The sequence below is a fragment of the Caulobacter sp. GW822-FHT01G02 genome (genome assembly GCF_058802865.1).
Map to the genome: position 1 here is coordinate 356253 of NZ_JBXAON010000003.1, position 24507 is coordinate 380759.

Consider the following 24507-nt stretch of genomic DNA (forward strand, 5'->3'; position numbering starts at 1 on the left):
GTGACGGAGGGGGACGGCTCGGGCCCAATGGCGCTGCGGCTGACCCCCTACACCGCCGTTCGGCGGTCCCTCTCCCCCAAAGAGGGGGAGGAGAGAGAGAGAGAGCCGGCCGGCTCACAGCGCCGCCGCCGCCTTCTCCGCCGCCGCCAGCCGCTGCTCCATGCCCTTGCCGTACATCCCCGAAATCCGCCGCAGCACCTCGGCCGGCGCGGTCTCCGGCCGGCCGGCGTCGAACGGCGGGGCCGGCGCATACTCGACCGCCAGCTGGATGCCCTGCGCCACCGCCTCGCCGGCCAGTTCGGCCACGACGGTCAGGGCGAAGTCGATGCCCGCCGTCACCCCGCCGCCGGTGATGTAGCGGCCGTCCCGCGCCACCCGCGACGGATCCGGGATGGCGCCGAACAGCGCCAGCTGGTCGCGCCAGGCCCAATGGCACGCCGCGCGCCTGCCCTTCAGCAGTCCCGCCGCGCCCAGCACCAGCGAGCCGGTGCAGACCGAGGTCACGTACCGCGCGCCATCGGCCAGCCGCCGGATTTCCGCGATGAAGTCCATGTCGCCCATGGCCTGCGTCGTCCCGAACCCGCCCGGCACGATCAGCACGTCGCAGGCCTCGATGTCCGACAGTTTCGTCAGGCGCGCGAAGACCAGGCCGTCGGCCTCGATCTCGCCGCCCTCGAGACTGGCCACGGTCACCTTGGCGCCCGGCAGGCGGCAAAGGATCTGGTGCGGACCGGTGAAGTCCAGGTGGGTCACGCCCGGGAAGATGGCGATCACGATCTGAAGGGAAGGGCTTTGGGACTGGCTCATGCGATGGTCTCCGTCATGATTGCGCGGAGACCATGGTTCAGTTAGCGTCCGTCTGAAATGACATAGTTCCCACGGTTTCAGCCAAGGCTATGGGCATGCCCCGCGCGATCGGCTTCCTCGTCTATCCCGGCTTCCAGCTGCTGGACGCCACCGGCCCCATCGCGGCCTTCGAGATCGCCGGGCGGTTCTCGCCGGGCGCCTATGCCTTGCATTTCCTGTCGCTGCGCGGCGAGCCGACGCCCAGCTCGTCGGGCGTGACGATCCACACCACCGCCCTGGCCGACGCGCCGCGCCTCGACACCCTGCTGATCTCGGGCGGTGACGGGGTGAAGGTCCCGGCGACCTGCCCCGAGACCCTGGCCTTCGTCCGCGCGGCCGGCCGCGACTGCCGCCGCGTGGCCTCGGTCTGCTCTGGCGCCTATGTCCTGGCCGAGGCGGGCCTCCTGGACGGCAAGCGCGCCACCACCCACTGGAGCCGGACGAAGGACTTCCAACGCCGCTATCCCGACGTGAAGCTGGAGCCCGACCGCATCTGGATCCAGGACGGGGCGGTGTGGAGCTCGGCCGGCATCACCGCCGGCATCGACCTGTCCCTGGCCCTGATCGGCGCCGACGAGGGCGAGGCCATCGCCCGCCGCACCGCCCAGCAGTTGGTGGTCTATCACCACCGTCCCGGCGGCCAGTCGCAGTTCTCGGCGCTGATCGACCTGCGCCCCGGGCGCTTCGACGCCCTGCTGTCCTGGGCCCGCCAGAACCTGGCGCAGTCCCTGTCGGTCGAGCAGCTGGCCGACCGCGCCGCCATGAGCCCGCGCAACTTCGCCCGCCTGTTCGCCCAGGAGACCGGCGTCACCCCCGCCAAGGCCGTCGAGCGCCTGCGGGTCGAGGCCGCCCGCGCCCTGCTGGACAGCCAGCCGCTGCAGGTCGAGGACGTGGCCCTGGAGACCGGGTTCGGCGACAGCGAGCGGATGCGACGGGCCTTCATCCGCGCCTTCGGCCAGCCGCCCCAGGCGCTGCGGCGATCGGCCAAGAGCGTCTGAGCGCCAAGGTCCGCTCACCCTTGGCCCGAACGCCGGATCGGTCCAGGCTCGGCTCCATGCTCTATCTCGTCATCAAGGCCGCCGTCTCGGGCGTCATCGTCGCCGCCGTGTCGGAGATCGCCAAGCGCTATCCGGGTCTGGGCGGCTTGGTGGCGTCGCTGCCGCTGGTCTCGGTGCTGGGCATGATCTGGCTGTGGCGCGACACCCACGATCCGGCGCGGATGGCGGCCCACGCCAGCGGCACGTTCTGGTTCGTCCTGCCCTCGCTGCCGATGTTCCTGCTGATCCCGGCGATGCTGAAGCGCGGCGCGCCGTTCTGGACGGCTCTCGTCGCCGGCTGCGTTCTGACCATGGCGCTTTACGCGGCGATGGTCTGGGCCGGGCCGAAGCTGGGCCTGAAACTCTAGAGCCCCGTCCGATCCTTCGACCTCGGATCCTCGACCAGATCCCCCGAGTGCAGCACCCCGTCGATGGCCCGGTCGCGCCAGGCGACCGTGCTGTCGTAAATGTCGGCGATCAGGTCGACCTCGGACAGCAGCAGGCCTTCGATCTCGGCCTCCAGCGCCCCGGTGATCACCCCGTCGGGCCGCACGAAGAACGACGGCCAGCAGCTTCTCGGCGCCGACGAGTTCGGACAGCTGATCCACAGGTTGTTGTTCGAGGCGGCCGCGATCATGCCGGCGGGCATGGTGATGGCCGGCAGGGTGGTCCCGCCGGTCAGGTGATGGACGCCGACCCCGGCCTCCATCGCGGCGAACCGCTCCGCGGACAGCCCGCCCGCGTGGAAGCCGTGGAACATCATCCGCGCGCCCAGGCGATGATAGGCGCGATAGAGCTCCGGATAGCGGTAGTCGTGACAGACCAGCACCCCGCAGCGGACGCCGGCGATCTCGAACACCGCGAAGTGGTCGCCGGGCGTGTAGTGGGCCAGGTCTCCGGTCAGCCCTTCGGCGTCGCCAGCGCAGAAGCGCTTGTCGTAGCGGTCGACCAGGGCGCCGGACGCATCGATGACATGGACGCTGTTGTGGGGCTTGTGGCCGTTCGACAGACGATGGGCCGAGCCGACCACGACCCAGAGGCCCAGTTCCCCGGCCAGCGCCATGACCCGCCGCGTGGCGGTCTCCAGGCGCGGCCAGTCGAAACCGGCGAAGCGCGCGAAGTCGACGCCGGCATAGCCCGACAGCGCCGCCTCGCAGAAATGCACGACATCGGCGTTCGCCGCCCGCGCCTGGCGCATCAGCCGCTCGACCGCCGCCAGGTTGCCGGCGATGTCGGACGAGACGGCGAACTGGGCGGTCGCGACCTTCAGAACCATGCCGTCTACCCCTTGGCCTCCAGCCGCGCCGTCAGCGCGGTCATCTGGGCCTCGAGCCGTCCCAGCGCCTCGGCGTGCTGCTTGCTCAGCGCGACGATGTCACGCTCGCGCAGGGCGTCCAGCTTGTCGTGCAGGTGTATGATCTCCAGCTCGGCCCGCAGGTTGACGACATAGTCGTGCTCGGCGTTCTGGCGGTCCTTCAGCGCCTGGCGGTTCTGGCTCATCATGATCACCGGGGCCTGTAGCGCCGCGACGGTGGACAGCAGCAGGTTGAGGAAGATGAACGGATAGGGGTCGAAAGCCAGGTTCAGCGGCTTGAGCGCGACATTGACCGCCGTCCATAGCAGCAAGGCCGCGCTGAAACCGCCGATGAAACCCCACGAGCCGCCGACCGCCGCCACCTTGTCGGCCAGCCGGTCCCAGAACGAGCGGTCGTCATTGAGCAGGATCGAGTTCAGGCCGGTCGGCGCCTCGGCGCAGATCAGGTCGATGACGCTCTTCTGGACCTCGTTCAGCTGTCCATAGGGGACAGACAGAAGTTGGCGGGACAACTGGTCGAGGCGGTCGTCGACATTCATGGGCGGGCTCTTGGGCAGGTGAAGACCGGATCATCGGCTGAGCCGGCGTGCGAGACCAACCTAAACGTCATCACCCGGTGATTGACAGGCCCGCCTTCGCAAGGCGACGCTCGGCGGGTCGGGTGGGGCCGACCTCAAGTCAAACCGATCGATGGAGACGACCGATGGCCCATAAGTTCGTGATCAAGAAGAACAAGGCGGGCGAGTTCGTCGCCTACTTCACCTACAACAGCGAGACCATCTTCTGGACCGAAGGCTATGCGTCGAAGGCCTCGGCCAAGAACGCGATCGAGTCGATCCTGAAGAACGGCCCGGGCGCCGAGATCGACGACCAGACGCTGGCGGATTGATAGATGCTCCCCCGCGATGCGGGGGAGCTGTCGGCGGAGCCGACTGAGGGGGCAGGCCGTGCAGGCCCCCTCCGGCCCTCTGGGCCACCTCCCCCGCTGCGCGGGGGAGGATCTTTCAGAGATACCTTGACCCTTCCCGCTCCTGGCCTTCTGATCATTGATAACAATGATACGGGAGGGAGCCGTCATGCCGGCCAACGGGCGCAAGAGCATCTTCATCACCGGGGCCGCCAGCGGCATCGGCCTGGCCTGCGCCAAGCGGTTCGCTGCGGCGGGCTGGTTCATCGGGCTGTCGGACATCGACAAGGCCGGGCTGAAGGCCGCCCTGCTGGCCATCGGCCAGGACAACGGCTCCATCCACCCCCTGGACGTCCGCGACCGCGACGGATGGGCCAACGCCCTAGGCGAATTCGGCCAGGAGACGGGCGGCAAGGCCGATGTCGTGCTCAACAACGCCGGGGTCGCCCGGTTCGGGGTGCTGGAGGATCTCTCCGACGCCGACTGCGACATCCAGATCGACGTCAACATCAAGGGCGTGATCAACGGCGCGCGGGCGGGTCTGCCGCTGCTGAAGGCCGCCGGCGGGCGGCTGATCAATATCGCCTCGTGCGCGGGGCTCTACGGCTCGCCGAAGCTGGCGGTCTATTCAGCCACCAAGTTCGCGGTGCGGGGCCTGTCCGAAGCCTTGGACGTCGAATACGCCCGGCACGGGGTCAGCGTCGCCTGCGTCATGCCATGGTTCGTCGAGACGCCGATCCTGAACGCCGGGGCCTCGGGCTCCAACGAGCACATGGCCGACGCCCTGCGCGCCGGCGGGCTGGAGGTCTATCCCGTGGAGGACGCCGCCCAGGCGGTCTGGGACGCCGCCCACGGCAAGCAGCTGCACTATTTCGTGGGCAAGCGGGCGAAGCAGATGCGCTTCGCCACCAGCCACATGCCGGGCGCCGTCAGGAAGCAGCTCCGCTCCCGGCCCCTACTGTCGTCTTGAGGCCCTCCAGCGGCGCGCGGTCGGACGAGACCGGGATCGCCTTGGTCGAGGCTGCGGTCGCCGGAGCTTTGATCGACATCGCCGAGGCCGGCGTCGTCTTGGCGGCCGTGGCGATCGGCGCCGAAGCGGGTTCGGTCACCGCCGCGCCGATCGGGCCGCCCATGCCCGGAGCGTTCGTCGAGGCGGGCTCGACGCGGCCCAGGGCGCTGGCGGCGTAGACCACCGGCGGACGACCATCGGCGGTCAGGCTGGCGATCTCGGACGGGGCGATGTCGTCGACGCTGGGCAGGCGCGAGGGCGCGTAGGTTGAGACGCCGCCGCGACCGAAGCGGTAGAAGATGTGCATGCCGACCTGGGCGACGCGCAGCAGGCGCGGACCCCAGCCGGGCGAAACATTGATCGTGTGGAAGTGCGTGGCCGAGCCGACCTCGCTGGGCATCGCGCCCGCCAGGGTGCGCGAGGCGATCTTGCGGGCCCGGGCCCAGGCGCCGACGTCGCGGGCGCGGCGCATCGAGCCGTCGCAGGCGAAGCTGAACTGGCAGCCCGTGCGGTTGACCGCGCCTTGGAAGACCACGCCGCAGATCGACTTCGGGAAGGCCGGATGGCGCACGCGGTTCATCACCACCTGGGCCACGGCCGCCTGGCCGCTGGGGGTCTCGCCGCGCGCTTCGTAATAGACGGCGTCGGCCAGGCATTCGAGCTCGCGCGAGCTCTCCAGGGCGTTGCCCAACTGGAACGGCGTGCTGCCCCCGACGTTGAAGGCGTTGCCGAAGCTGGCGCGGAGCATCAGCGGACCGGTGCGGCCGCTCTGGCCGGGCATCAGGCTGGAGCCGGCGCCTTCGAGGCGGGCGGCGAGCTGCTGGGTCTGACGGCCGCTGCGTTCGACCGCGGCGAAGAGATAGGGATCATGACGTTTGGCCACGGCAAGGGCGCCGGGGTCCATACGCGTAGAAGCGCTGAGCATCGCCGCGTCGGAGAAGTTCCCCGAAGCGCCTTCCGCCAATCGGGCGACGCGGGCGTGGGTGGAGGCCGATTGGGCCAGGCCACCCAGAAGGTAAACGCCGCCCAGAGCCAGACCCGTGATGGATCCGACCAATACGGCGCCGACCAGCCCGCGCGCATCCGCGCGCGTCTGCGACTTGATATACAAAACTCGTGTCCTGCGCGGCGAGGGCGCTCCGGCCCCCCGACAAAAACCGCCCCGAAATCCCCGGAAAAATCACTGCGGGGAGCGCTTCGAAGCGGAGACCCGGCCGTATCACGATGTGGCCAAGGTCCTGCTTGTAGCGGCTTATGACGTATCCGTGACCGACTCGCAAGCACTTGCCGCACTGCAACATGGCCTCTGCGCTCAGAAGTCGCACAGTTGAATTGTTAACGCCTTGAATCATCGCGAGAAGCTGGACGAGTGCGAGCGGCGTTTTTTTGTGGATGGAAACGCCTTGTCGCACCTGTGTTCGCCGATTTCTGAGCCGCCTTCGGCGGCGCCGCATCGTTACTCGACGACGACATAAACCTTAACATTCGCGGTGAATGAAGACTCAGAACACGGAGCTTTCCGCCCTCCGAACCGCCCTTTCGAAATCACCGCCTAGCGTCCCCGCGCCAGGCGCCAGGCGTTGACGGCCAGGGTCGTCAGACTGACCGCCACCATCACCACCAGGATCACCTGGATGGAGAGGTCGACACTGCGCCGCAGGTTGCCCAGCGCGGCATAGGCGCCCTCCGGAGCCTGGAAGACGATCAGCGGCTGGGCCGGCCAGAGCACGGCGACCAGGGCCACGCCGCCCAGGGCGCAGACGATCTCGGCGGCGGCGCGGGCGCGCACCGCGCCGGGCCGGATCACCGTGATGGCGGCGGAGACCATCTGCAGCAGGGCCAGGACCAGGATCGGCCAGTAGAACGTGGTGAGCACCGGAGCCAGGATGACCTTGAGGTCGCCGCGGCCGGCGTCGAACATGGCCCCGATCGGGAACTTCATCGCGCCGGTCCACCAGCCGACGAACAGCGCCAGGGCCGCCAGCTCGAACACGGCGTCGAAGCGGCTCTTGGCGAACAGGGGCCTGCCGCGCGGGATATGCGGCAGGTCGGCGACCTTCCACTTGGCGAACTCGTCGACCTTGATCCAGCCGCGCTCGATCGCCGCCCCGACGAGGGTGGCCACGCCAACCAGGCTGAAGGCGAGCGAGACGAAGTCGCCGAACAGGCCGCCTATCCGATGGGCGTCGGCGTCGCCGATCACCAGCAGCACGCCGCCGGGGATGAAGGTGGCCATGGCGGCGATGACCAGCATCACCTTCACCGCGAACTCCCAGAACGGATAGAGCTCCGGTCCGATCAGCGACTGGCGCGGACCATAGCGTCCGGCCACGGCGATCGGATGGCCGATCTCATGCAGCAGCCCCTCGATCTCGCGCTTGTCGAGCGGGCGGCCAAGACGCCCTTCCGTTTCCTCGACGCGGTTCATGATCAGGTCGCGCAGCTCGGCGGTGATGTCCTGGCGCTGGGCCTTCGGCAGCAGGGCGGCCACGGCCGCCAGGTAACGATCGATCAGATCGCTCATGGTCTTGTCCCCTTGGAACTGAGAGGCCGCCTTCACAGCAGCGGCTCGAGGGCGGCGTTGATCGCGCGCCATTCGTCGGCGAGGCGGGCCAGCACGCGCCTGCCCTCATCCGACAGCTGGTAGAAACGCTTCTTGCGCTTGTCTTCCTCGCGCCATTCGCTGGCCAGCAGCCCCTGGGTCTCCAGCCGGCGGAGCATCGGATAGAGCGCGCCTTCGTCGATCTCCACGCCCACGGCCTGGAGGGCCTGGCGCAGGCTGTAGCCGTACCGCTCCTCCCGCAGCTGGGCGAGGACGGCGAGGATCAGGGTCCCTCGCCGCAGCTCCAGGCGGAGCGATTCAAAGATGTCCGTATCGGTGGGCATTGGGTGTGCGTCGCATAGTGTGTGGCACATGGTGTGCGATACACACTGTGTGGCATACAGTACGAGTGAGAGTCAACAGCCGGGGAACACTGTTCGGCTCTCCGCCACGGGAAAGCCCGGAAGCCGCGCGGGGCTGTCCGGGCTGACAGGCGCTGGCCCTCCCTTAGATGATGCCGCCGTTGACGCGCAGGACCTGGCCGTTGACCCAGGCGCCGTCCGGACCGGCCAGGAAGGCGATGCTCCCGGCGATATCGTCCGGCTGGCCGAGGCGCTCGAGCGGGGCGGCCTTGGACAGGCGCTCGATCACCTCGGCGGGCTTGCCATCCAGGAAGAGCTTGGTCGCCGTCGGTCCGGGGGCGATCGCATTGACCGTGATGTTCCGGCCGCGCAGCTCTTTGCTCAGGATGGCGCTCATCGTCTCGACGGCGGCCTTGGTCGCCGCATAGACGCCGTAGCCGGGCGGCAGCAGGCCGACGACGCTGGACGACAGGCTGATGATCCGGCCGCCGTCGCGCAGGCGGCGGGCGGCCTCGCGCAGGACGTTGAAGACGCCCTTCAGGTTCACGGCGATGGTCTGGTCGAACAGGGCGTCGTCGGCGTCGGCGATGTTGGCCAGCTTCATGATCCCGGCGTTGTTGACCACCACGTCGACGCCGCCGAACGCCGCCTCGGCGCTGTCGAACAGGCGGCGGACGGCGGCGGGGTCGCTGACATCGGCCTGGGCGACGACCGCCTTGCCGCCGGCGGCCTCGATCTCGCGCGCCACCTGCTCGGCGGGCGCGGCGGCGCCGGCGTAGTTGACGATGACGGCGAAGCCGTCGCGGGCCAGGCGCCGAGCGGTTTCCGCGCCGATGCCGCCCGAGGCGCCGGTCACCAGCGCCACCTTCGAAGTTTGCTGAGTCATTGGAATGTCTCCGGTCTCTTTCGGGGCCGACCTCTTGTCGGCTGGGAGACCATGCGCCTTCGCCCTGATTGAATAATTCAGCCAATCGCGACATGACTGTTCGCAGTGTCGAATAATGGAGACATAAACTTGGATCGGTTCGAGGCTATGCGCCTGTTCACGCGGATCGTGGAGCGCCGCAGCTTCACCCAGGCCGCCGCCGATCTCGACCTGCCCCGCTCGACCGCCACCGAGGCCGTGCAGCAGCTGGAGAGCCGGCTGGGCGTGCGGCTGCTCCAGCGCACCACCCGCCAGGTCAGTCCCACCCTGGACGGCGAGGCCTACTACCAGCGCTGCCTGCGCCTGCTGGACGATCTGGAGGAGGCCGAGGGCGCGTTCCGCGAGCGCACGCCGCGCGGCCTGCTGCGGATCGACGTCCAGGGCGCGCTGGCGCGGCGGTTCATCGTTCCGGGCCTGCCCGCGTTCCTGGACCGCTATCCGGAGCTGAAGATCCAGATGACCGAGGGCGATCGCCTCGTGGACCTGGTGCGCGAGGGCGTCGACTGCGTGCTGCGGCTGGGCGACCTGGAGGACAGCGCCATGGTCGGCCGCCGCTTGGCCCTGCTGCCCGAGGTGACCTGCGCCGCCCCGGCCTATCTGGATCGCCGGGGCGTCCCGCTCGCGCCGGAAGATCTGAAGGCCCACCGCATGGTCGGCTTCCTGCAAGCGGGGACCGGACACCCCTTCCCGCTGGAACTGACGATCGACGGCAAGCCGCGCCAGATCGCCGTGCCCGCCGACGTCACCGTCAACTCGGCCGAGAACACCGTGGCCATGGGCCTGCTGGGCCTGGGCCTGATCCAGGTCCCGCGCTACCGGGTCGAGGCCCAGCTGGCCGACGGCGGCCTGGTCGAGGTGCTGGCCGACTTCCCCCCGACCCCGACGCCGGTGTCCCTGCTCTATCCGCGCAGCCGACAGCTGTCCCCGCGCGTTCGGGTGTTCATCGACTGGGCCGCGCGGCGGTTCGGTTCGGGTTGACAGAGACTGCAGGGAGTTTGCGATGGCGGATCTCAGCCGCTTCGTCGAGGCCCAGACGACCGTCCACGACACCGCCCTGGCCGAGCTGAAGCGCGGCCGCAAGACCAGCCACTGGATGTGGTTCGTGTTCCCGCAGATCGCCGGCCTGGGCCACAGCCCGACCGCGCGCTTCTACGCCATCGCCGATCTGGACGAGGCCCGCGCCTATCTGGCCCATCCCGTCCTGGGCCCGCGCCTCGTCGAGGCGGTCGAGGCCATCCTGGCCCTGCCCGGCCGCGACGCCACCGCCGTGTTCGGATCGCCCGACGACCTGAAGCTGCGCTCGTCCCTGACCCTGTTCCAGGCCGCCGCGCCGGACGAGCCGAGCTTCCAGCGGGCGCTCGACAAGTACTTCTCGGGCGCGCCCGATCCGCTGACGGTGGAGCGACTCGTAAAACATCTCTGAGTTGACAGAAGAATAAACTCTCGCCAAAGTCCGCGCTGTACCGGGGGCGTGAATTCGTCGAGTCCGTAGACGCGTATCGCGTCCGGCCGCGCCCTCCTTTTCTGGCTTTCGTTCGCGTCGACCTCCGTCCGGGGCCTGCCATGTCGCTGAAGCCTGTCGCCGACCTCGCGCAATACGGCCTGCTGATCTGGCTGGCCGTGGTCGCGGCGGTCTTGCTGCTGAAGGGCTTCTCCGGCGGCAACATCCGGGGGCTGATCGTCAATCCCAAGACCGGCGGCGTGTCGCCCGCGCGCCTGCAAGCCTTGGGCGTCGTGGTCGGGTTCGCCGGCTGGTACGCGACCCTGGGACTGCAGGCGGTCTCGGCCCACGCCGACAAGCTGCCCGAACTTCCGACCGAGGCGCTCTCGATCCTGGCCGCCAGCCTCGGCGTGCATATCGGCGGCAAGCTCTACGAACGCACATAAGGGGGAAGCATCATGATCAACACGCCCTGGGGCCTGCTGGCCTATATCGTCGGCGTCGCCGTCGTCGCCATCATCCTGGGCTTCGCGGCCGTGGTCGCCTGGCGGCTGGCCACCAAGCGCGGCGAGCTGGACGGGCTGATCGCCGAGATCCCGTCCGAAACGGCGCTGAAGGCGGCCCTGGTCGCGGCCGTCACCGCCGCCGGCGGCCAGGCCCCGACCGCCGACGCCGTGGCCGCCGCCGTCCGTCGCGTGCCGGTCAAGGCCAGCCTGTCACGCTTCCAGTTCCTGATCTTCACCTTCGTGGTGGCGGGGCTGTTCCTGCTGCTGTCGATCGAAGCCGGGGCCTTCGTCGAGGTGCCGCCGACCGTGCTGGGCCTGATCGGCATCAGCGGCGGCAGCTTCATCATCTCCAAGGGCATTTCCAGCAACAGCAGCGGCGGCACGGGCGGAACGGCCAATACCGGCGACACCACTCAGTCCTGACCGCCGAAAGCTGACCGCCAGACGGGAGAGACCGCGATGCTTCGCTCAAGCCTGCTCGGGGCCGCGCTGCTGGCGCTGGCGCCCGCCTTCGCCCCAGACGCTTCGTGGGCCCAGGCCACGCCGCCGGGGACGCCCCAGAAGGGCGCGCGGCCCGATCCGGCCCCGGCGGCCTGCCTGAACCGCTTCGCCCAGGTCGGCCTGCCCCGGCATCGCGGCGACGACGAGTTGGCCAAGCAGATCCTGATCTGCCGCGACGGCTACGCCGTGTCGTTCAACAAGGAGACGCGCAATCCCGACTGGGTGATCGAGCGGCTGTCGCCGGCCGCCCTGACCGGAACCGCCAAGCGCAAGGACAATTTCCGCGCCGATCCCGACGCCAAGGGCTTCAGCCCGACGCCGCAGGACTATGCCGATCCGGCCAATCCCCGCGATCGCGGCCACCAGGCCCCGGCGGCCGACTTCAAGTCCAGCCAGCCCCTGACCGACGACAGCTTCTACATGAGCAACATGTCGCCGCAGGTCGGCGCCGGCTTCAACCGCGCCCAGTGGCGGTTCCTGGAGGAGGACGTGCACGCGGCGGTGCTGTGCGGCGGCCACCAGGACGTGATCGTCATCACCGGCCCGATCTACGGCTCAAGCGCGCTGTGGATCGGCAAGGGCCCGTACAAGATCCTGTCGCCGGCCGCCTATTTCAAGGTGCTGTACGACGTGCAGCGCGGCCGGGCGATCGGCTTCCGCCTCGACAACAAGGCCTACAAGAAGACGCCGTCGGACAGGTTCATCGTGCCGATCAGCCAGCTGGAGGTCGAGACCGGCCTCGACTTCCTGACCGCCCTGCCCCGCCGCGACCAGAACATCCTGGAAAGCAGCAAGGGCAGCTTCTGGGGACACGGCCAGGGCTGCGCGAACGAAGTGAGGGATTAGGAGGCGGGCAAGGCTCGCCGTTCCAAGCACTGGCTTTCGCCGAAACGGACTCATCTGGAGGCGCGGACGTCTGGCCCACAGCCCGGAAATCGGGACGGGAGACATTTTTCTTACGGCATCGAAACGCTGCTGCGTCCTACGAACAGGAGGCCCCAGCATGTCGGCGTCGGTCATGAGAACACCGCTTGAGCAGGTCGTGATCGACTACTCAGGACCGCTCACGCGCTTTTTCCAGCGACGTATCCGGGCGGGCCAAGAGGCGGACGATCTCGTCCAGGAAGTGTTTGGCCGGCTGGCCCGGCAGAACCTTTCAACGGTGGACAACCTCCACGGCTATATCTTCCAGATCGCCGCCAATGTTCTGCGCGATCAGGCGCGCCGAGCCAGCACTCGCGCCTTCATCGTCGCTCAGCACGGTGATTTCGATGCGGAGGATCAGGCCGGCTTCTCGCCCGAACGGGTGCTGCAAAGCCGCGAGACCCTGCAGAGCCTGGTCTCGGCGCTCTACGAGCTGCCTCCCGCCGTCCGCAACGTGTTCAGCCAGTACCATTTCGACGGGGTCTCCCAAGTGGAAATCGCCCGGCGGATGAGCATGTCGCTGAGCACCGTCGAAACCGGCGCGCGCGACGAGACCCAGGACTACATCCCCAAGGGCGCGGTCAAGGATTGCGGGTTCGACGAGAACCCGTTCAGCAACGTGCTGACGCTCGCCTATGGCCGGTTCAAATACTATTCGGGCGGCGATATCCCGGGCGGGCCCAACTACACCCAGCCCTGGTGGCGCGACATCGAGACTCCGGTGTCGGCGGTGGTCGGCCCGGTCGACGTCATGCTGCTCGACCACCACGGCAACCGCGACACCATCAACGAGAACATCCTGCGCAATCTCGCGCCCCGCGTCATGGTGCAGGAAAACTGGCTCTCGCCGCAGCCCGGCGAGGAGGTGGTCGCCCGGATGGCGTCCAAGGGTCTCTATCCGGGTCCGCGCGACGTCTTCTCCACCGGCATGGCGCCAGAGACGCGGGCGGCGATCGGGCCGATCATGGACAGCCTCTACAAGAGCTATAACGGCCACGTCGTCATCCGCGTCGCGCCCGGCGGCGAGCAGTACGAAGTCTTTGTCCTCAACGACACCGACGCGCGCCGCGAGACCATGAAGCGGTTCGGGCCCTACCTGTCGAAGTAGCCCCTGGCCGCACCCGCAAAAGCTAAACTCTGGCCGGTCCTCCCCTTATGGCCGGCCGAACGGGCGATCGGTTCGATGGCCCTGACTGGCGAGCAGCCGGCCCGGCTGGCTGCTCGCCGCTTTTTGCCGCCTGCCGCCGTCGCCGGCCGACCTCTTTCCGGGCCTCTTCCACGAGGTGCAGATGCGTCGGCTGTTTCCGGACGGGAAGACCTTCGGTCCCCAAGCGCAAGAGAGATACAGCCCCAAAAACTGCGATTGACAGTCATTCTCACTTAAACGTAATTGCGACGCATTATTAGATTCTGGGGCGGTGATGCGTTTTCAACTTTCGATGATCGGAGCCGTCAGCGCTCTGGCCTTGACCATGGGCATGGCCCACGCGGCGGAAACCCCGACAGCGCCCGCGGTCGATCCATCGACCAACGCCGTCGAAGCCGTGATCGTCACCGGCGAGAAGTCGTCGCGTGGCCTGCAGGAGACGACGACCAGCGTCGCGGTGACCACGGCCCGCACGATCGAGCGCGAGCATCTGAAAACCCTCTACGATGTGGTCAATCGCACCGCCAACATGAGCGACACCTACGGCAAGAGCGGCTTCACCATCCGAGGGGTGTCCAACACCAACGTCTCGGGCGGCGGCTCCAGCGGCCTGGCGACGATCTACCTGGACGGCGCGGCCCTGCCCGACGCCGCGGCCTATAGCGGCCCGCTGGAGATGTGGGACATCGGCCAGATCGAAGTGTTCCGCGGTCCTCAATCGACGCTTCAGGGCCGCAACGCCCTGGCCGGCGCGGTGGTGATCCGCTCGACCGATCCGACCTTCACCTGGGGCTTCAAGGCCCGCGCCGAAGCCGCCAGTGGCGACGAGCGCTCGATCGCCTTCGCCGGGGGCGGCCCGATCATCGCCGACCAGCTGGCCTTCCGCCTGGCGGTCGAGGACAAGTCCACCGACGGCTTCATCTACAACCCGACCCGTCACGTCGACGCCGAGGCCGCCGACATCTTCAACGTCCGCGGCAAGCTGCTGCTGACCCCGACCGCCCTGCCCGGCCTCAAGGCGCTGGCGACCTACAGCCATTTCAAGCGCGACGCCGGCTACCTCTATACCTATTCGCGCACCGATACGCCGGACCACTACGACCACCGGGTCGACACCTCCGGCGATCCGCAGACCTCCAATTCCAAGGGCGACATCTTCACGCTCGACGCCAGCTACAAGTTGACCGACCAGCTGACGGCGACCGGCGTCGTGTCCTGGAACAAGCTGCACTCGATCGGCAAGTACGACGCCGACTACTCGCCGGCCCGTATCAGCTACGGGACGCGCGACGATACAACCAAGACCGCCTCGCAGGAGCTGCGGCTGAACTACGCCCACACCCGCTTCAAGGGCCTGTTGGGTTTCTATCACGCCAAACGAGACAGCGACCTAAGCTCCGTCAGCCTGACCAACGTCCAGTTCCCAACCTCGACCCTCACGGCGGTCATGACGCAAACCCTGGCGGGCATGGGCTATTCCCAGCCCGTCGCGGCGGCGACGGCGGCGGACTTCTCGGCCCGCTATGCCGGCGCTTTGCCAGTCATTCCGGTCAATTACAGCTCGGTGAACCCCGAGACGATCGAAACGAGCGCCTTGTTCTTCGACGGCAGCTTCGCCCTGAACGGCAAGCTGACCCTGCTGGGCGGCCTGCGCTACGATCACGAAGAAAACACCAGCAGCAGCACGGCGACGGCGATCCTGGCCTCGGCCTTGCCCTCGGCAGCGGCCTTCCCCGCGCCCTACCAACCTTTCGTGCCGACCGTGAACGCTTTCGTCACCGGCATGGTGGCGCAGGCCGGCGCCTCAGCCCCGGAATCGACCCGCAAGTTCAATGCCTGGCTACCCAAGATCGGCGTGAAGTACGCCTGGACCGACGACATCTCCACCAGCCTGACCGCCCAACGCGGCTATCGCTCGGGCGGCCAGATGGTCAACATCGCGCGCTCGACGGTCGCGCCCTATGACCAGGAGTATACCTGGAACTACGAAGCCTCGCTGCGCACCGCCTGGCTGGACAACACCCTGACGGTCAACGCCAACGCCTACTACACCGACTGGAAGGACCAGCAGGTCATCGTCTACCTGGGCCTCAACGCCTATGACTATCAGGTGGTCAACGCCGGCAAGTCGCACCTTTACGGCTTTGAGCTGGAGGTGTCGCAGCAGGTGACGCCTCGGTTCAACTGGTACGCTTCGGTCGGTCACACGCGCACCCAGTTCGACGAGTTCAAGGTCAATGTCGGCACGACCTCGACCGACCTGACGGGCGCGGAGTTCCCCTACGCCCCGCACTGGACCCTGGCCGCCGGCGCCGACTATCGCTGGGACAACGGTTTCGTGGCCAACCTCAACGCCAACTACCGCACCAAGGCCTATTCCCAGGCCGACGTGAACCAGGCCACCGACGACCCGGTCAAGGCGCGCGCCCTGGTCAACGGGCGGTTCGGCTATGAGCAGGAGCACTGGGGGATCTACGTGTTCGGCAAGAACCTGCTGGACAAGAAGTACGCCCAGTATTCCCGTTCCGACCAGAACATCGCCCTGCTCGGCGATCCTCGGGTGATCGGCGTCTCGCTCGAGACCCGCTGGTGACCGGTTCGCTGGCCCCCGACGCCTTAGTCGGCCTGGCCCTGACGTCCCTTGTTCTGGTCGCGGCCCTGTTGCTGCGCCAAGCCTGGAGACGCAACAGCCTAGGCCGCCCTTGGCTGATCTCCGGCGCCTGGGCGCTGCTGGGGGTAATCCTGGCAGCCAGTGGCTTCCTGCTGGGCGGCGCACGGGGGCCGGCCATCGTTCTGGCGCTCGGCTCGACCGTGGCCCTGGCGCTGGTCGCGACCGGCGTCGAGTTTCGCAACGCCAAGAAGAAGGCTCCGCGCGAACTGGCTCTCGAGCCGTCCGAGCGCCGACGCATCGCCTGGCGCGGCTGGCTGCGGGCCTTCCTGGCCGGTCCGCTGGCCGGGATCGCCGCCCTGGGCTGCGGCCTGGCCATCGCCATCTGCGCGCCTGGCGCGATACAGAGCCGCATGGTGATCGGCGGACTGATGACGCCGTTCCTGTGGGCCGGCGGCATGGCCTGGACCCTGTCCGACGACAAGATCCTGCGCGCCACCGCCGTGCTGACCGGCGTTTCGGTCGTTACCCTGGGCGCGGCCTTCCTGAAGGGGGCGCTGTAATGAACGCCGCGAAACCGACGCCTTCCGCCAAGCCGCGCGCGATCGGCAAGCCGATCTGGCCCAAGGTCCCCGCCGAGTTCGTGCGGGCCATGCTGGCCGGCCATTCAGCCCTGGGCCTTGCCTTCGCGGCCCTGATCTACCTGGTCTGCTTTTCCGGCTCGATCGCCGTCTTCACCCAGGAGTATACCCGTTGGGAACAGCCGGCGGGGCCGGTGCTGCAGCACACCACGCCCCAGGCGGTGGACAGAGCCTTCCGCCAGGCCCTGGCGATCAATCCCGCCGCCCATGACCTGTTGATCCAGCTGCCCCAGTCTGTCCGCCCGCGCCTGACCGCCCATCTCGACGACGCCAAGAAGGCGGAGCGCACCGTGGTCGCCGACGCCTCGGGCGCGATCGTCGGCGAGCTGAAGACGCCCTGGACCGAATTCCAGGCCGAGCTCCACACCGTGCTGCACCTGCCCCGCGCCTGGGGCGGCTTCGTCGTAGGGCTCACCGGCGTGGCCCTGCTGTCGTCTCTGATCTCGGGCGTCCTGTCGCATCCACGCGTCTTCAAGGACGCCTTCGCCTTTCGTTGGGGAGGATCCAAGCGCCTGCAGGAGGCCGACCTTCACAATCGCATCAGCATCTGGGGTCTGCCCTTCCACCTGGTGGTGTCGCTGACCGGCGCGTTCCTGGGCCTGACAGTGATCATTGTCGGCGTGCTGGCCCTGGCCACGTTCAAGGGCGACACCGCCAAGGCCTACGCCCTGTTCAGCGGCCCGACGGTGGCCGACGATCCACGCCCCGCGCCGGTGCTAGACCTAGCCAAGCCGCTGGAGACCCTGCGCGTTGCTCGTCCCAATGCGCGCCCGGCATACCTCTATGTCGAACACCCCGGCGAGCGCGGCCAGCACGTGATGGTCAACGCCGTCACCCCTGGCCGTTTGTCGCGCGGCGAGACGTTTGTGCTCGATGGTGATGGCAAGCTGCTCGGCGAGGTCGGCTACGAGAGCGGCGCCCTGGGCCTCAAGGTTCTGTCGTCGATGACGCCCCTGCACTTCGGTTGGTTCGGCGGCTGGCCGGTTAAGGTCGCCTATCTGCTGCTGGGACTGGGCCTGACCTCCGTGACGTCCAGCGGCGTCGCCATCTGGCTGGCCCGCCGCCGCGACAAGGGTCGCCCCGCGCCGCGCTGGGAGCGCGTCTGGACCGCATTCGTCTGGAGCCAGCCTTTCGCCTACGCCGCCTCGGCCGTCGCCGCCCTGATCCTACCCGTCCCACCGGTGACCGTCTGGATCGTCGCCACCCTGGCGGCCAGCGGGACGGCGATCGTCTGGACGCCCGCGGCCATCTCGATCCGCCTGCGCTTGGCGACGGCGGCCCTATTGCTGCTGACGGCCGGCGTTCATGCCGCGCTAAACGGCGCGCGAATGGCCGATCCAGTCGGCTGGATCACCGACGCCTGCGTAGTGCTGGCCGCTCTCCTCCTGGCCGGCAGTGTCTGGAAGGCGCGCCAGCCGGTGTGAGGCGAGCTGGCGCCATAGGCCGCCCAGCCGGTCCTCCCGCCACGCTGCTGCCACTCCCCGTCAGCAGGCCCTCTAGCCGTGAGCCTCGCGGGTCCCTAACTTGGGGCCATGCCTCGCACCCCCGACACCGCGCCTCTTGGGGGCGTTTCCGACGTCTCGACGCCCTTCGTCCTGGATACCCTTGGGGACACCGTCCAGGACGTCGCCGACGCGACCATGCCCATGCTGTGGACCCCGCACCGCCCCGCGCGGCCGGACAAGTCCGAGGGCGGCAAGAAATTCAAGCTCGTTTCCGACTACCAGCCCGCCGGCGACCAGCCGACGGCGATCAAGGAGCTGGTCGAGGGCATCAATAACCGCGAGCAGGACCAGGTGCTGCTGGGCGTCACGGGCTCGGGCAAGACCTTCACCATGGCCCAGGTCATCGCCGCCACCCAGCGCCCGGCGCTGATCCTGGCCCCGAACAAGACCCTGGCCGCCCAGCTCTACAGCGAGATGAAGTCGTTCTTCCCGGAGAACGCGGTCGAGTACTTCGTCAGCTACTACGACTACTACCAGCCGGAGGCCTACGTGCCCCGGACCGACACCTATATCGAGAAGGACAGCTCCATCAACGAGCAGATCGACCGGATGCGGCACTCGGCCACCCGGGCGATCCTGGAGCGCGACGACGTCATCGTCGTGGCCTCGGTCAGCTGCATCTACGGCATCGGCTCGGTCGAGACCTACACGGCCATGACCTTCACCCTGACGGTCGGCGACCGGGTGGACGAGAAGCAGCTGATCGCCGACCTAGTGGCCCAGCAGTACAAGCGCAACGAGATGGCCTTCGAGCGCGGCACCTTCCGCCGCCGGGGCGACACCATCGAGATCTTCCCCGCCCACTACGAGGACCGCGCCTGGCGCGTGACCATGTTCGGCGACGAGGTCGAGTCGATCAGCGAGTTCGACACCCTGACCGGCAAGAAGACCGCCGAGCTGGAGACCATCAAGGTCTACGCCAACAGCCACCACGTCACCCCGCGCCCGACCCTGCGTCAGGCGATCATCGCCATCCGCGCCGAGCTGAAGGAACGCCTGGCCTGGATGTACGAGAACGGCAAGCTGCTGGAGGCCCAGCGCCTGGAGCAGCGGACCAATTTCGACCTCGAGATGATCGAGACCACCGGCTCGTGCGCCGGCATCGAGAACTACAGCCGCTACCTGTCCGGCCGCCAGCCGGGCGAGCCGCCGCCGACCTTCTTCGAATATATCCCCGACAACGCCCTGCTGTTCACCGACGAGAGCCACCAGACGGTTCCGCAGATCGGCGCCATGTACAAGGGCGACCGCAACCGCAAATGGACCCTGGCCGAGTACGGCTTCCGCCTGCCCTCGGCCCTGGACAACCGCCCCCTCAAGTTCGAGGAGTGGGACGCCATGCGGCCGCAGACGGTGCACGTCAGCGCCACCCCGGCCGGCTGGGAGATCGAGCGGGCCGGCGGCGTCTTCGCCGAGCAGGTGATCCGTCCCACCGGCCTGATCGACCCGCCGGTCGAGGTGCGCCCGGTCTCCAAGGACGGGGCCAGCCAGGTCGACGACGTGGTCGATGAGATCCGCCAGACCATCAAGAAGGGCTACCGCACCCTGGTCACCGTCCTGACCAAGAAGATGGCCGAGGACCTGACCGAATACCTGACCGAACAGGGCATCCGCGTCCGCTACATGCACAGCGACGTCGACACCCTGGAGCGCATCGAGATCATCCGCGAGCTGCGGATGGGCAATATCGATGTCCTCGTGGGCATCAACCTGCTGCGCGAGGGCCTGGACATCCCCGAATGCGGCTTCGTGGCCATTCTCGACGCCGACAAGGAAGGCTTCCTGCGCTCGGAGACCAGCCTGATCCAGACCATCGGCCGCGCCGCGCGCAACGTCGACGGCAAGGTCGTGCTCTATGCCGACCGGATCACCGGCTCGATGGAGCGGGCCATGGCCGAGACCTCGCGCCGCCGCGAGAAGCAGCACGCCTACAATCTCGAGCACGGCATCACGCCCGAGAGCGTCAAGCGCGACATCAAGGACATCCTCAACAGCCCCTACGAGCGCGGCGACCGCGTGCTGGTGCCGATGGGCATGTCCGAGACCGACGACCGCCCGTTCAGCGGCGACAATTTCAAGGCCGCGCTCAAGGACCTGGAGGCCAAGATGCGCGAGGCCGCCGCCAACCTGGAGTTCGAGACCGCCGCCCGCCTGCGCGACGAGATCAAGCGCATGAAACTTATGGACCTGGAATTCGCCAACGAGGTCCTGGCGGCGACGGGGGACGAGGTCGACAAGTCGACCCCCAAGCGCCTGCGCGCCGAGATCCGCCAGGAGAAGGCGGAGGAGTTCAGGAAGAAGCGGAAGTAGCGGGGATCGGCTCCTGCTCCGCGTCGTGGGGGAGGGAGGCCAATGCGGCCCACGTCCCCGTTCGACCCGGCGCCGCCTTCCGAGGATAGCCAGGTCAATGACCTGCGCCCCATTGACGCAAGTCAGCGTCTGGGGTCGCGAATTAAGATTTCGTCAAACTCCAGAGCCAAAGAGTTCACGGTCGGGCAAGTGTATTTCGCCCGCCTGTTTGGCGTTCCCAAAAATATATATTCAGACGAACAATAATCCCGCGCTCCTTGGCGCGCGGAGGGGAGACATCTGTGCGCCTGTTGGAGAATACGAAGATCGGCGTGAAAATCGCCTCCATGATGATCGCGCTTGGGCTGATCTGTATGCTCGTTGCCGCCTATGGCGGTGAGCAACTGAGGAAAAGCGATGCAACCTATTCTGTTCTCGCGGACGTGCGTGGTCCCGCCAGGGTAGAGATGGCGCGCGCAAACCGCAGCTTGAACCAGATGGCTTACTTCGCCGCCATGACCGTGTTCTATGACGGCGCCTCGCCTGAAGGACGCAGCGCCAAGGCCAACTACGACAAGACCTATGCGACGCTCCAGGTTTTTCTGAAGGACGGCGCCAAGGGCCTGCCCGGCCAGAGCGACCAGATCAAGGCGCTGTCGGCGAACGCCGTGGGCGTGAAGGCCGCCTTGGATAAGGTCGTCGAATTCGGCTTACAGAACCGCAACGATGAGGCGGCCCAGGCGATGATCATTGCGGCCAAGCAAGTCGAGACCTTCGGCGCGGCCAACACCAAGATCGTCGACGCCAGCATCAAGGACGGCCACGAACAATCCAACGCCTTGAGCGCCAATTCCAGCCGCACGCGCTGGCAGTTGCTGATTATCGCCGCGCTCGGCACGGCCGTGGGCGTGGGCAGCGCGCTCTGGATGACCGGTGTCAGCATCACCCGGCCGCTCAACCACCTGGCCGACAGAATGCGCCGCCTGGCGTCCGGCGATCTCGAGGTCGAGGTCGACGGCCAGGCGCGGGGCGACGAGGTTGGCCTGATGGCCAAGGCCGTCCAGGTTTTCAAGGACAATGGCCTGAAGGCTCGCGATCTGGCCAGCGACGCCGATCGGCTGCGGACCGAGGCCGAGGGGGAGCGCGGGCGGGCCGAAGCCGAACGTCGCAAGACCGAAGCCGAACAGGCGATGGTGGTCTCCGCGCTCGCCGCCAGTCTGGCGAAGCTGGCCCAAGGCGATCTGACGACCCAGATCGATGCGGAATTCAACGGTCAGTACGCCCAGATCAAGTCCGACTTCAACGACGCCATCGCCAGTCTGCGCGAGGCGATGACCGCGATCTCGGGGACGACCGACGGCATCCGCGGCGGCTCCGACGAGATCGCCGCCGCGTCCGACGATCTGTCGCGGCGGACGGAGCAGCAGGCCGCCAGCCTGGAGGAAACCGCCGCCGCGCTCGACGAGATCACCGCCACGGTCAGGCGCAGCGCCGAGGGGGCCCGCCAGGCTTCCGGCGCCGCCACGGGCGCGAAGGTCGACGCCGAGAAATCGGGGCGGATCATGCAGGAAGCGGTCACGGCCATGACCGAAATCGAGCAGAGCTCGGGCCAGATCACCCAGATCATCGGCGTCATCGACGAGATCGCCTTCCAGACGAATCTCCTGGCCCTGAACGCCGGCGTCGAGGCCGCCCGGGCCGGTGAAGCCGGACGCGGGTTCGCCGTCGTCGCCCAGGAAGTGCGCGCCCTGGCCCAGCGTTCGGCCGAAGCGGCCAAGGAGATCAAGACCCTGATCGCCAACTCCTCGTCTCAGGTCGGGCGTGGGGTGAAACTGGTCAGCGCGACCGGAGAGGCCCTGACCGACATCGTCGGCAAGGTCAGCCAGATCGACCTGCTGATTTCGGAGATCGCCCAGTCCTCCCAGGAACAGGCCACGGGCCTCAACCAGGTCAATGTCGCCGTCAATCAGATGGATCAGGTGACCCAGCAGAACGCGGCCATGGTCGAGCAGGCCACCGCCGCCGCGTCCAACCTCAAGAACGAGGCCAATGAGCTGGCGCGCCTGGTGCTGCGCTTTGAAACCGGCCAGGGCGCGCACCGCGCCGCGCCAGCCCGCGCCCAACCGGCTCGGCCTGATCGTCAGGCCCCGCCGCGCAATCCCGTGGCCAAGATGCAGGCCAAGATCGCAAGCTTCACGCGGCCGAGCGGAGGCGGCGCGGCGGCCGTGGCTCAGGAATCCTGGGAGGAGTTCTGATCCTGACCGCCAGCCCCTCGGCCTGACCTGAAACGCGGAGCGGCCCGGCGGGGCGACGAAGAAGCGGCCGGTTCAGCCGGAGCCGGCCGCGCTCCGGATCGCGTGAAACGGTGACCGTCGCCAAACTGACACCTCGCTTCGCTACTCCAGCGCTCTGGGAGTTGGCGGTCGTCGCCGGCGGGACGCGGCGCGATGGCTTGGCTACGTGACATAGACAAGTGGTTCGCCGAGGCGGTGCTGCCGTTCGCGCAGACCTACCGCGCCTATGCCCGCAAGCTGACCGGCGACGCCGTCGAGGCCGAGGACCTGGTGCAGGAAGCCTACGCCAAGGTGCTGAGCGTGCCCGACTGGCGGCGCCTGGAGCAACCGGAGCGCTTTGTGCTGACCATCATCCGCAACCTGGCCTTCGAGCGTTTCCGCCGGGCCAAGGTCGTGGGCATTCGCCAGATCGGGGTGCTGGAGATGGAAGCTCTGCCCGACCCCGCGCCGGACGCGCACGCCGTGACCAGCGCCCGCGAGGAGCTGTCGCGTGTCCTCGAGGCGGTCAACCGCCTGCCAGAACAGTGTCGGCGCGTGGTCACCTTGCGGAAAATGGAAGGCCTTTCGCCGGGCCAGATAGCGGTTCGGTTGAACTTGTCCATCTCTACGGTTGAGAAGCACCTAGCCAAAGGGCTGATGCTGCTGACCAAGTCCCTGGCGGCGAGCGAAGACCGAAGGATCGGGAGTAAAGCGAGTACATGGCGAAAACGGGCGATCAAGACAGAGACGCGCTGATCGCCCAGGCTTCGGAATGGCTGGCGCGTCTGGACGCCGGCCGCGCGGATCCCGCCGAGTTCGAGGCTTGGCGCGACACCGATCCGCGCCGCGCCGCCGCCTTCGCCGAGGTCGCGGCCGCCTGGAGCAAGCTGGACGCCTTGCGCGACGCCGAGCCCGGCCCCGACCTGATCGGGCGGCCGGCCATGAGCCGTCGCGCCTGGCTGGGCGGAGGCTTGGCCCTGGCCGCGGGCGTCGCCGGCGCGGCCTATCTGGGACGCGATCAACTGCTGCGCGCCCGAACCCTCACGGGTGTCGGCGAACGGCGGACCCTGGCCCTGCCCGACGGCAGCTCGGTCGAGCTGAACACCGACACCGAGGTCCTGTGGCGGTTCGACCGCAAGCGCCGTCGCCTGTGGCTGGAGCGCGGCGAGGTCGCCTTGACCATCGCCCAGGACGCCCTGCGGCCGTTCGAGCTGTTCACGCGGCAGGGGCTCGCGCAATTGGCCTCGGGCCAGTTCAACGCCCGACTGCGCCCCGTCGGCCTGGACCTGATCGTCCTGGCCGGCCGCGCGGCGATCAAGACGGCCGCCGGCGAGACCCGGGCCGTCGTCGAGAGCGCCACCGACGAGCGCCAGGCGCTGGCGGTGACGACGACCGGCGTCGTCATCGCGCCCGCTCCCGAATCCGAGGTGCAGGCCGTGCAGGCCTGGCGTCGCGGTGAAATCGTCTTCGACGGTCAGCGCCTGGCCGACGCTGTCGAGGAGTACAATCGCTATCTCACCCGCAAGTTGGTCGTAGAAGACCCCAAGGTCGGCGCCATGCGTCTGGGCGGCCGGTTCCTGACGGACAATCCCGAGAACTTCCTGGACGCCTTGCGCACAACGTTCGGCATACGGATTATCGACGATGGATCGTCACGAATTCTTCTAAAATCTCGATAGCGGTTTTTCGCGCCCCCTCCATCTGGCCGAACGAGACGCCGGTTTTCGGC

Annotated in this window: 24 protein-coding genes; 17 read left to right on the forward strand and 7 right to left on the reverse strand. The window is 68.0% G+C overall.

Annotated elements, in window-relative coordinates; all coding sequences use genetic code 11:
* Positions 1-114: 114 nt before the first annotated feature.
* Positions 115-807 carry a DJ-1/PfpI family protein gene (locus AC1RNC_RS10615; RefSeq protein WP_492886043.1) on the reverse strand — a complete coding sequence of 231 codons (693 nt, stop codon included), beginning with the start codon at positions 805-807 and terminating at the stop codon, positions 115-117.
* Between the two features lie 95 nt (positions 808-902).
* Between AC1RNC_RS10615 and AC1RNC_RS10620 the strand changes: the two genes are divergently transcribed.
* Positions 903-1844 (forward strand): GlxA family transcriptional regulator, encoded by a 942-nt coding sequence (locus tag AC1RNC_RS10620; protein ID WP_492886045.1) that lies wholly within the window; start codon positions 903-905, stop codon positions 1842-1844.
* Positions 1845-1900: 56 nt separating this feature from the next.
* Positions 1901-2251 carry a DUF3147 family protein gene (locus tag AC1RNC_RS10625; protein WP_492886047.1) on the forward strand — a complete coding sequence of 117 codons (351 nt, stop codon included), beginning with the start codon at positions 1901-1903 and terminating at the stop codon, positions 2249-2251.
* Here AC1RNC_RS10625 and AC1RNC_RS10630 read toward each other — a convergent pair.
* Positions 2248-3159 carry a carbon-nitrogen hydrolase family protein gene (locus AC1RNC_RS10630; protein ID WP_492886049.1) on the reverse strand — a complete coding sequence of 304 codons (912 nt, stop codon included), beginning with the start codon at positions 3157-3159 and terminating at the stop codon, positions 2248-2250. The two genes, AC1RNC_RS10625 and AC1RNC_RS10630, sit on opposite strands and share 4 nt — an antisense overlap.
* Before the next feature lie 5 nt (positions 3160-3164).
* Positions 3165-3737, reverse strand: a complete 573-nt coding sequence (locus AC1RNC_RS10635; RefSeq protein WP_492886051.1) for a DUF1003 domain-containing protein — start codon at positions 3735-3737, stop codon at positions 3165-3167.
* A gap of 164 nt (positions 3738-3901) precedes the next feature.
* On the opposite strand from AC1RNC_RS10635, the gene AC1RNC_RS10640 reads away from it, so the two are divergent.
* Both AC1RNC_RS10640 and AC1RNC_RS10645 read left to right on the forward strand, forming a co-directional pair.
* Positions 3902-4087, forward strand: a complete 186-nt coding sequence (locus AC1RNC_RS10640) for a YegP family protein (protein ID WP_492103306.1) — start codon at positions 3902-3904, stop codon at positions 4085-4087.
* 157 nt (positions 4088-4244) lie between these two features.
* Complete coding sequence (locus AC1RNC_RS10645) at positions 4245-5075, forward strand: SDR family oxidoreductase (RefSeq protein WP_492886053.1); 831 nt, start codon at positions 4245-4247, stop codon at positions 5073-5075.
* On the opposite strand, the gene AC1RNC_RS10650 is transcribed toward AC1RNC_RS10645, so the two are convergent.
* The 4 genes from AC1RNC_RS10650 to AC1RNC_RS10665 all read right to left on the reverse strand — a co-directional run bounded on the left by AC1RNC_RS10650 (position 5035) and on the right by AC1RNC_RS10665 (position 8904).
* Complete coding sequence (locus tag AC1RNC_RS10650; RefSeq protein WP_492886055.1) at positions 5035-6225, reverse strand: cell wall hydrolase; 1191 nt, start codon at positions 6223-6225, stop codon at positions 5035-5037. The genes AC1RNC_RS10645 and AC1RNC_RS10650 overlap by 41 nt on opposite strands.
* Positions 6226-6666: 441 nt before the next feature.
* Complete coding sequence (locus AC1RNC_RS10655) at positions 6667-7638, reverse strand: hypothetical protein (protein WP_492886057.1); 972 nt, start codon at positions 7636-7638, stop codon at positions 6667-6669.
* A gap of 32 nt (positions 7639-7670) precedes the next feature.
* The gene (locus AC1RNC_RS10660; RefSeq protein WP_199743360.1) at positions 7671-8000 is read right to left on the reverse strand and encodes a PadR family transcriptional regulator; all 330 of its coding nucleotides are present in this window, start codon (positions 7998-8000) and stop codon (positions 7671-7673) included.
* A 163-nt stretch (positions 8001-8163) separates the two neighbouring features.
* The gene (locus tag AC1RNC_RS10665; RefSeq protein ID WP_492886059.1) at positions 8164-8904 is read right to left on the reverse strand and encodes an SDR family oxidoreductase; all 741 of its coding nucleotides are present in this window, start codon (positions 8902-8904) and stop codon (positions 8164-8166) included.
* Between the two features lie 129 nt (positions 8905-9033).
* On the opposite strand from AC1RNC_RS10665, the gene AC1RNC_RS10670 reads away from it, so the two are divergent.
* The 13 genes from AC1RNC_RS10670 to AC1RNC_RS10730 all read left to right on the forward strand — a co-directional run bounded on the left by AC1RNC_RS10670 (position 9034) and on the right by AC1RNC_RS10730 (position 24457).
* Positions 9034-9921, forward strand: coding sequence for a LysR family transcriptional regulator (locus AC1RNC_RS10670; RefSeq protein WP_492886061.1), 888 nt, complete (start codon positions 9034-9036; stop codon positions 9919-9921).
* A gap of 22 nt (positions 9922-9943) precedes the next feature.
* Positions 9944-10366: a DUF1810 domain-containing protein gene (locus AC1RNC_RS10675; protein WP_492886063.1), complete on the forward strand. Its 423-nt coding sequence runs from the start codon at positions 9944-9946 to the stop codon at positions 10364-10366.
* 140 nt (positions 10367-10506) lie between these two features.
* Positions 10507-10830, forward strand: coding sequence for a hypothetical protein (locus AC1RNC_RS10680; RefSeq protein ID WP_492886065.1), 324 nt, complete (start codon positions 10507-10509; stop codon positions 10828-10830).
* 12 nt (positions 10831-10842) lie between these two features.
* A complete protein-coding gene (locus AC1RNC_RS10685; RefSeq protein WP_492837033.1) occupies positions 10843-11313 on the forward strand; it encodes a hypothetical protein in 471 nt (156 codons plus the stop codon).
* A gap of 36 nt (positions 11314-11349) precedes the next feature.
* Positions 11350-12237, forward strand: coding sequence for a DNA/RNA non-specific endonuclease (locus tag AC1RNC_RS10690; RefSeq protein ID WP_492886067.1), 888 nt, complete (start codon positions 11350-11352; stop codon positions 12235-12237).
* A 157-nt stretch (positions 12238-12394) separates the two neighbouring features.
* Positions 12395-13423 carry an RNA polymerase sigma factor gene (locus AC1RNC_RS10695; protein WP_492886069.1) on the forward strand — a complete coding sequence of 343 codons (1029 nt, stop codon included), beginning with the start codon at positions 12395-12397 and terminating at the stop codon, positions 13421-13423.
* Between the two features lie 313 nt (positions 13424-13736).
* The gene (locus AC1RNC_RS10700; protein WP_492886071.1) at positions 13737-16055 is read left to right on the forward strand and encodes a TonB-dependent receptor; all 2319 of its coding nucleotides are present in this window, start codon (positions 13737-13739) and stop codon (positions 16053-16055) included.
* Positions 16052-16633 carry a hypothetical protein gene (locus AC1RNC_RS10705; protein WP_492886073.1) on the forward strand — a complete coding sequence of 194 codons (582 nt, stop codon included), beginning with the start codon at positions 16052-16054 and terminating at the stop codon, positions 16631-16633. Before AC1RNC_RS10700 ends, AC1RNC_RS10705 begins: the two co-directional genes overlap by 4 nt.
* Positions 16633-18135 carry a PepSY-associated TM helix domain-containing protein gene (locus tag AC1RNC_RS10710; protein ID WP_492886075.1) on the forward strand — a complete coding sequence of 501 codons (1503 nt, stop codon included), beginning with the start codon at positions 16633-16635 and terminating at the stop codon, positions 18133-18135. The genes AC1RNC_RS10705 and AC1RNC_RS10710 overlap by 1 nt, the downstream gene beginning before the upstream one ends.
* Before the next feature lie 108 nt (positions 18136-18243).
* Entirely contained in the window at positions 18244-20526 is a 2283-nt protein-coding gene (gene uvrB / locus AC1RNC_RS10715) for an excinuclease ABC subunit UvrB (protein WP_492886077.1), read from the forward strand.
* Between the two features lie 476 nt (positions 20527-21002).
* Entirely contained in the window at positions 21003-22760 is a 1758-nt protein-coding gene (locus tag AC1RNC_RS10720) for a methyl-accepting chemotaxis protein (protein ID WP_492886565.1), read from the forward strand.
* A gap of 192 nt (positions 22761-22952) precedes the next feature.
* Positions 22953-23534: an RNA polymerase sigma factor gene (locus AC1RNC_RS10725; protein WP_492837047.1), complete on the forward strand. Its 582-nt coding sequence runs from the start codon at positions 22953-22955 to the stop codon at positions 23532-23534.
* Positions 23498-24457, forward strand: coding sequence for a FecR family protein (locus tag AC1RNC_RS10730; protein WP_492886079.1), 960 nt, complete (start codon positions 23498-23500; stop codon positions 24455-24457). Before AC1RNC_RS10725 ends, AC1RNC_RS10730 begins: the two co-directional genes overlap by 37 nt.
* Positions 24458-24507: the final 50 nt, after the last annotated feature.

What these genes read in the sequence shown, in the direction of transcription:
- AC1RNC_RS10655 (WP_492886057.1), bottom strand. Translation starts at nt 7,638, where the DNA reads ATGAGCGATCTGATCGATCGTTACCTGGCGGCCGTGGCCGCCCTGCTG.
- AC1RNC_RS10730 (WP_492886079.1), top strand. Translation starts at nt 23,498, where the DNA reads ATGGCGAAAACGGGCGATCAAGACAGAGACGCGCTGATCGCCCAGGCT.
- uvrB (WP_492886077.1), top strand. Translation starts at nt 18,244, where the DNA reads ATGCCTCGCACCCCCGACACCGCGCCTCTTGGGGGCGTTTCCGACGTC.
- AC1RNC_RS10640 (WP_492103306.1), top strand. Translation starts at nt 3,902, where the DNA reads ATGGCCCATAAGTTCGTGATCAAGAAGAACAAGGCGGGCGAGTTCGTC.
- AC1RNC_RS10665 (WP_492886059.1), bottom strand. Translation starts at nt 8,904, where the DNA reads ATGACTCAGCAAACTTCGAAGGTGGCGCTGGTGACCGGCGCCTCGGGC.
- AC1RNC_RS10710 (WP_492886075.1), top strand. Translation starts at nt 16,633, where the DNA reads ATGAACGCCGCGAAACCGACGCCTTCCGCCAAGCCGCGCGCGATCGGC.
- AC1RNC_RS10625 (WP_492886047.1), top strand. Translation starts at nt 1,901, where the DNA reads ATGCTCTATCTCGTCATCAAGGCCGCCGTCTCGGGCGTCATCGTCGCC.
- AC1RNC_RS10690 (WP_492886067.1), top strand. Translation starts at nt 11,350, where the DNA reads ATGCTTCGCTCAAGCCTGCTCGGGGCCGCGCTGCTGGCGCTGGCGCCC.
- AC1RNC_RS10615 (WP_492886043.1), bottom strand. Translation starts at nt 807, where the DNA reads ATGAGCCAGTCCCAAAGCCCTTCCCTTCAGATCGTGATCGCCATCTTC.
- AC1RNC_RS10635 (WP_492886051.1), bottom strand. Translation starts at nt 3,737, where the DNA reads ATGAATGTCGACGACCGCCTCGACCAGTTGTCCCGCCAACTTCTGTCT.
- AC1RNC_RS10620 (WP_492886045.1), top strand. Translation starts at nt 903, where the DNA reads ATGCCCCGCGCGATCGGCTTCCTCGTCTATCCCGGCTTCCAGCTGCTG.
- AC1RNC_RS10725 (WP_492837047.1), top strand. Translation starts at nt 22,953, where the DNA reads ATGGCTTGGCTACGTGACATAGACAAGTGGTTCGCCGAGGCGGTGCTG.
- AC1RNC_RS10675 (WP_492886063.1), top strand. Translation starts at nt 9,944, where the DNA reads ATGGCGGATCTCAGCCGCTTCGTCGAGGCCCAGACGACCGTCCACGAC.
- AC1RNC_RS10660 (WP_199743360.1), bottom strand. Translation starts at nt 8,000, where the DNA reads ATGCCCACCGATACGGACATCTTTGAATCGCTCCGCCTGGAGCTGCGG.
- AC1RNC_RS10695 (WP_492886069.1), top strand. Translation starts at nt 12,395, where the DNA reads ATGTCGGCGTCGGTCATGAGAACACCGCTTGAGCAGGTCGTGATCGAC.
- AC1RNC_RS10700 (WP_492886071.1), top strand. Translation starts at nt 13,737, where the DNA reads ATGCGTTTTCAACTTTCGATGATCGGAGCCGTCAGCGCTCTGGCCTTG.
- AC1RNC_RS10680 (WP_492886065.1), top strand. Translation starts at nt 10,507, where the DNA reads ATGTCGCTGAAGCCTGTCGCCGACCTCGCGCAATACGGCCTGCTGATC.
- AC1RNC_RS10720 (WP_492886565.1), top strand. Translation starts at nt 21,003, where the DNA reads ATGGCTTACTTCGCCGCCATGACCGTGTTCTATGACGGCGCCTCGCCT.
- AC1RNC_RS10630 (WP_492886049.1), bottom strand. Translation starts at nt 3,159, where the DNA reads ATGGTTCTGAAGGTCGCGACCGCCCAGTTCGCCGTCTCGTCCGACATC.
- AC1RNC_RS10685 (WP_492837033.1), top strand. Translation starts at nt 10,843, where the DNA reads ATGATCAACACGCCCTGGGGCCTGCTGGCCTATATCGTCGGCGTCGCC.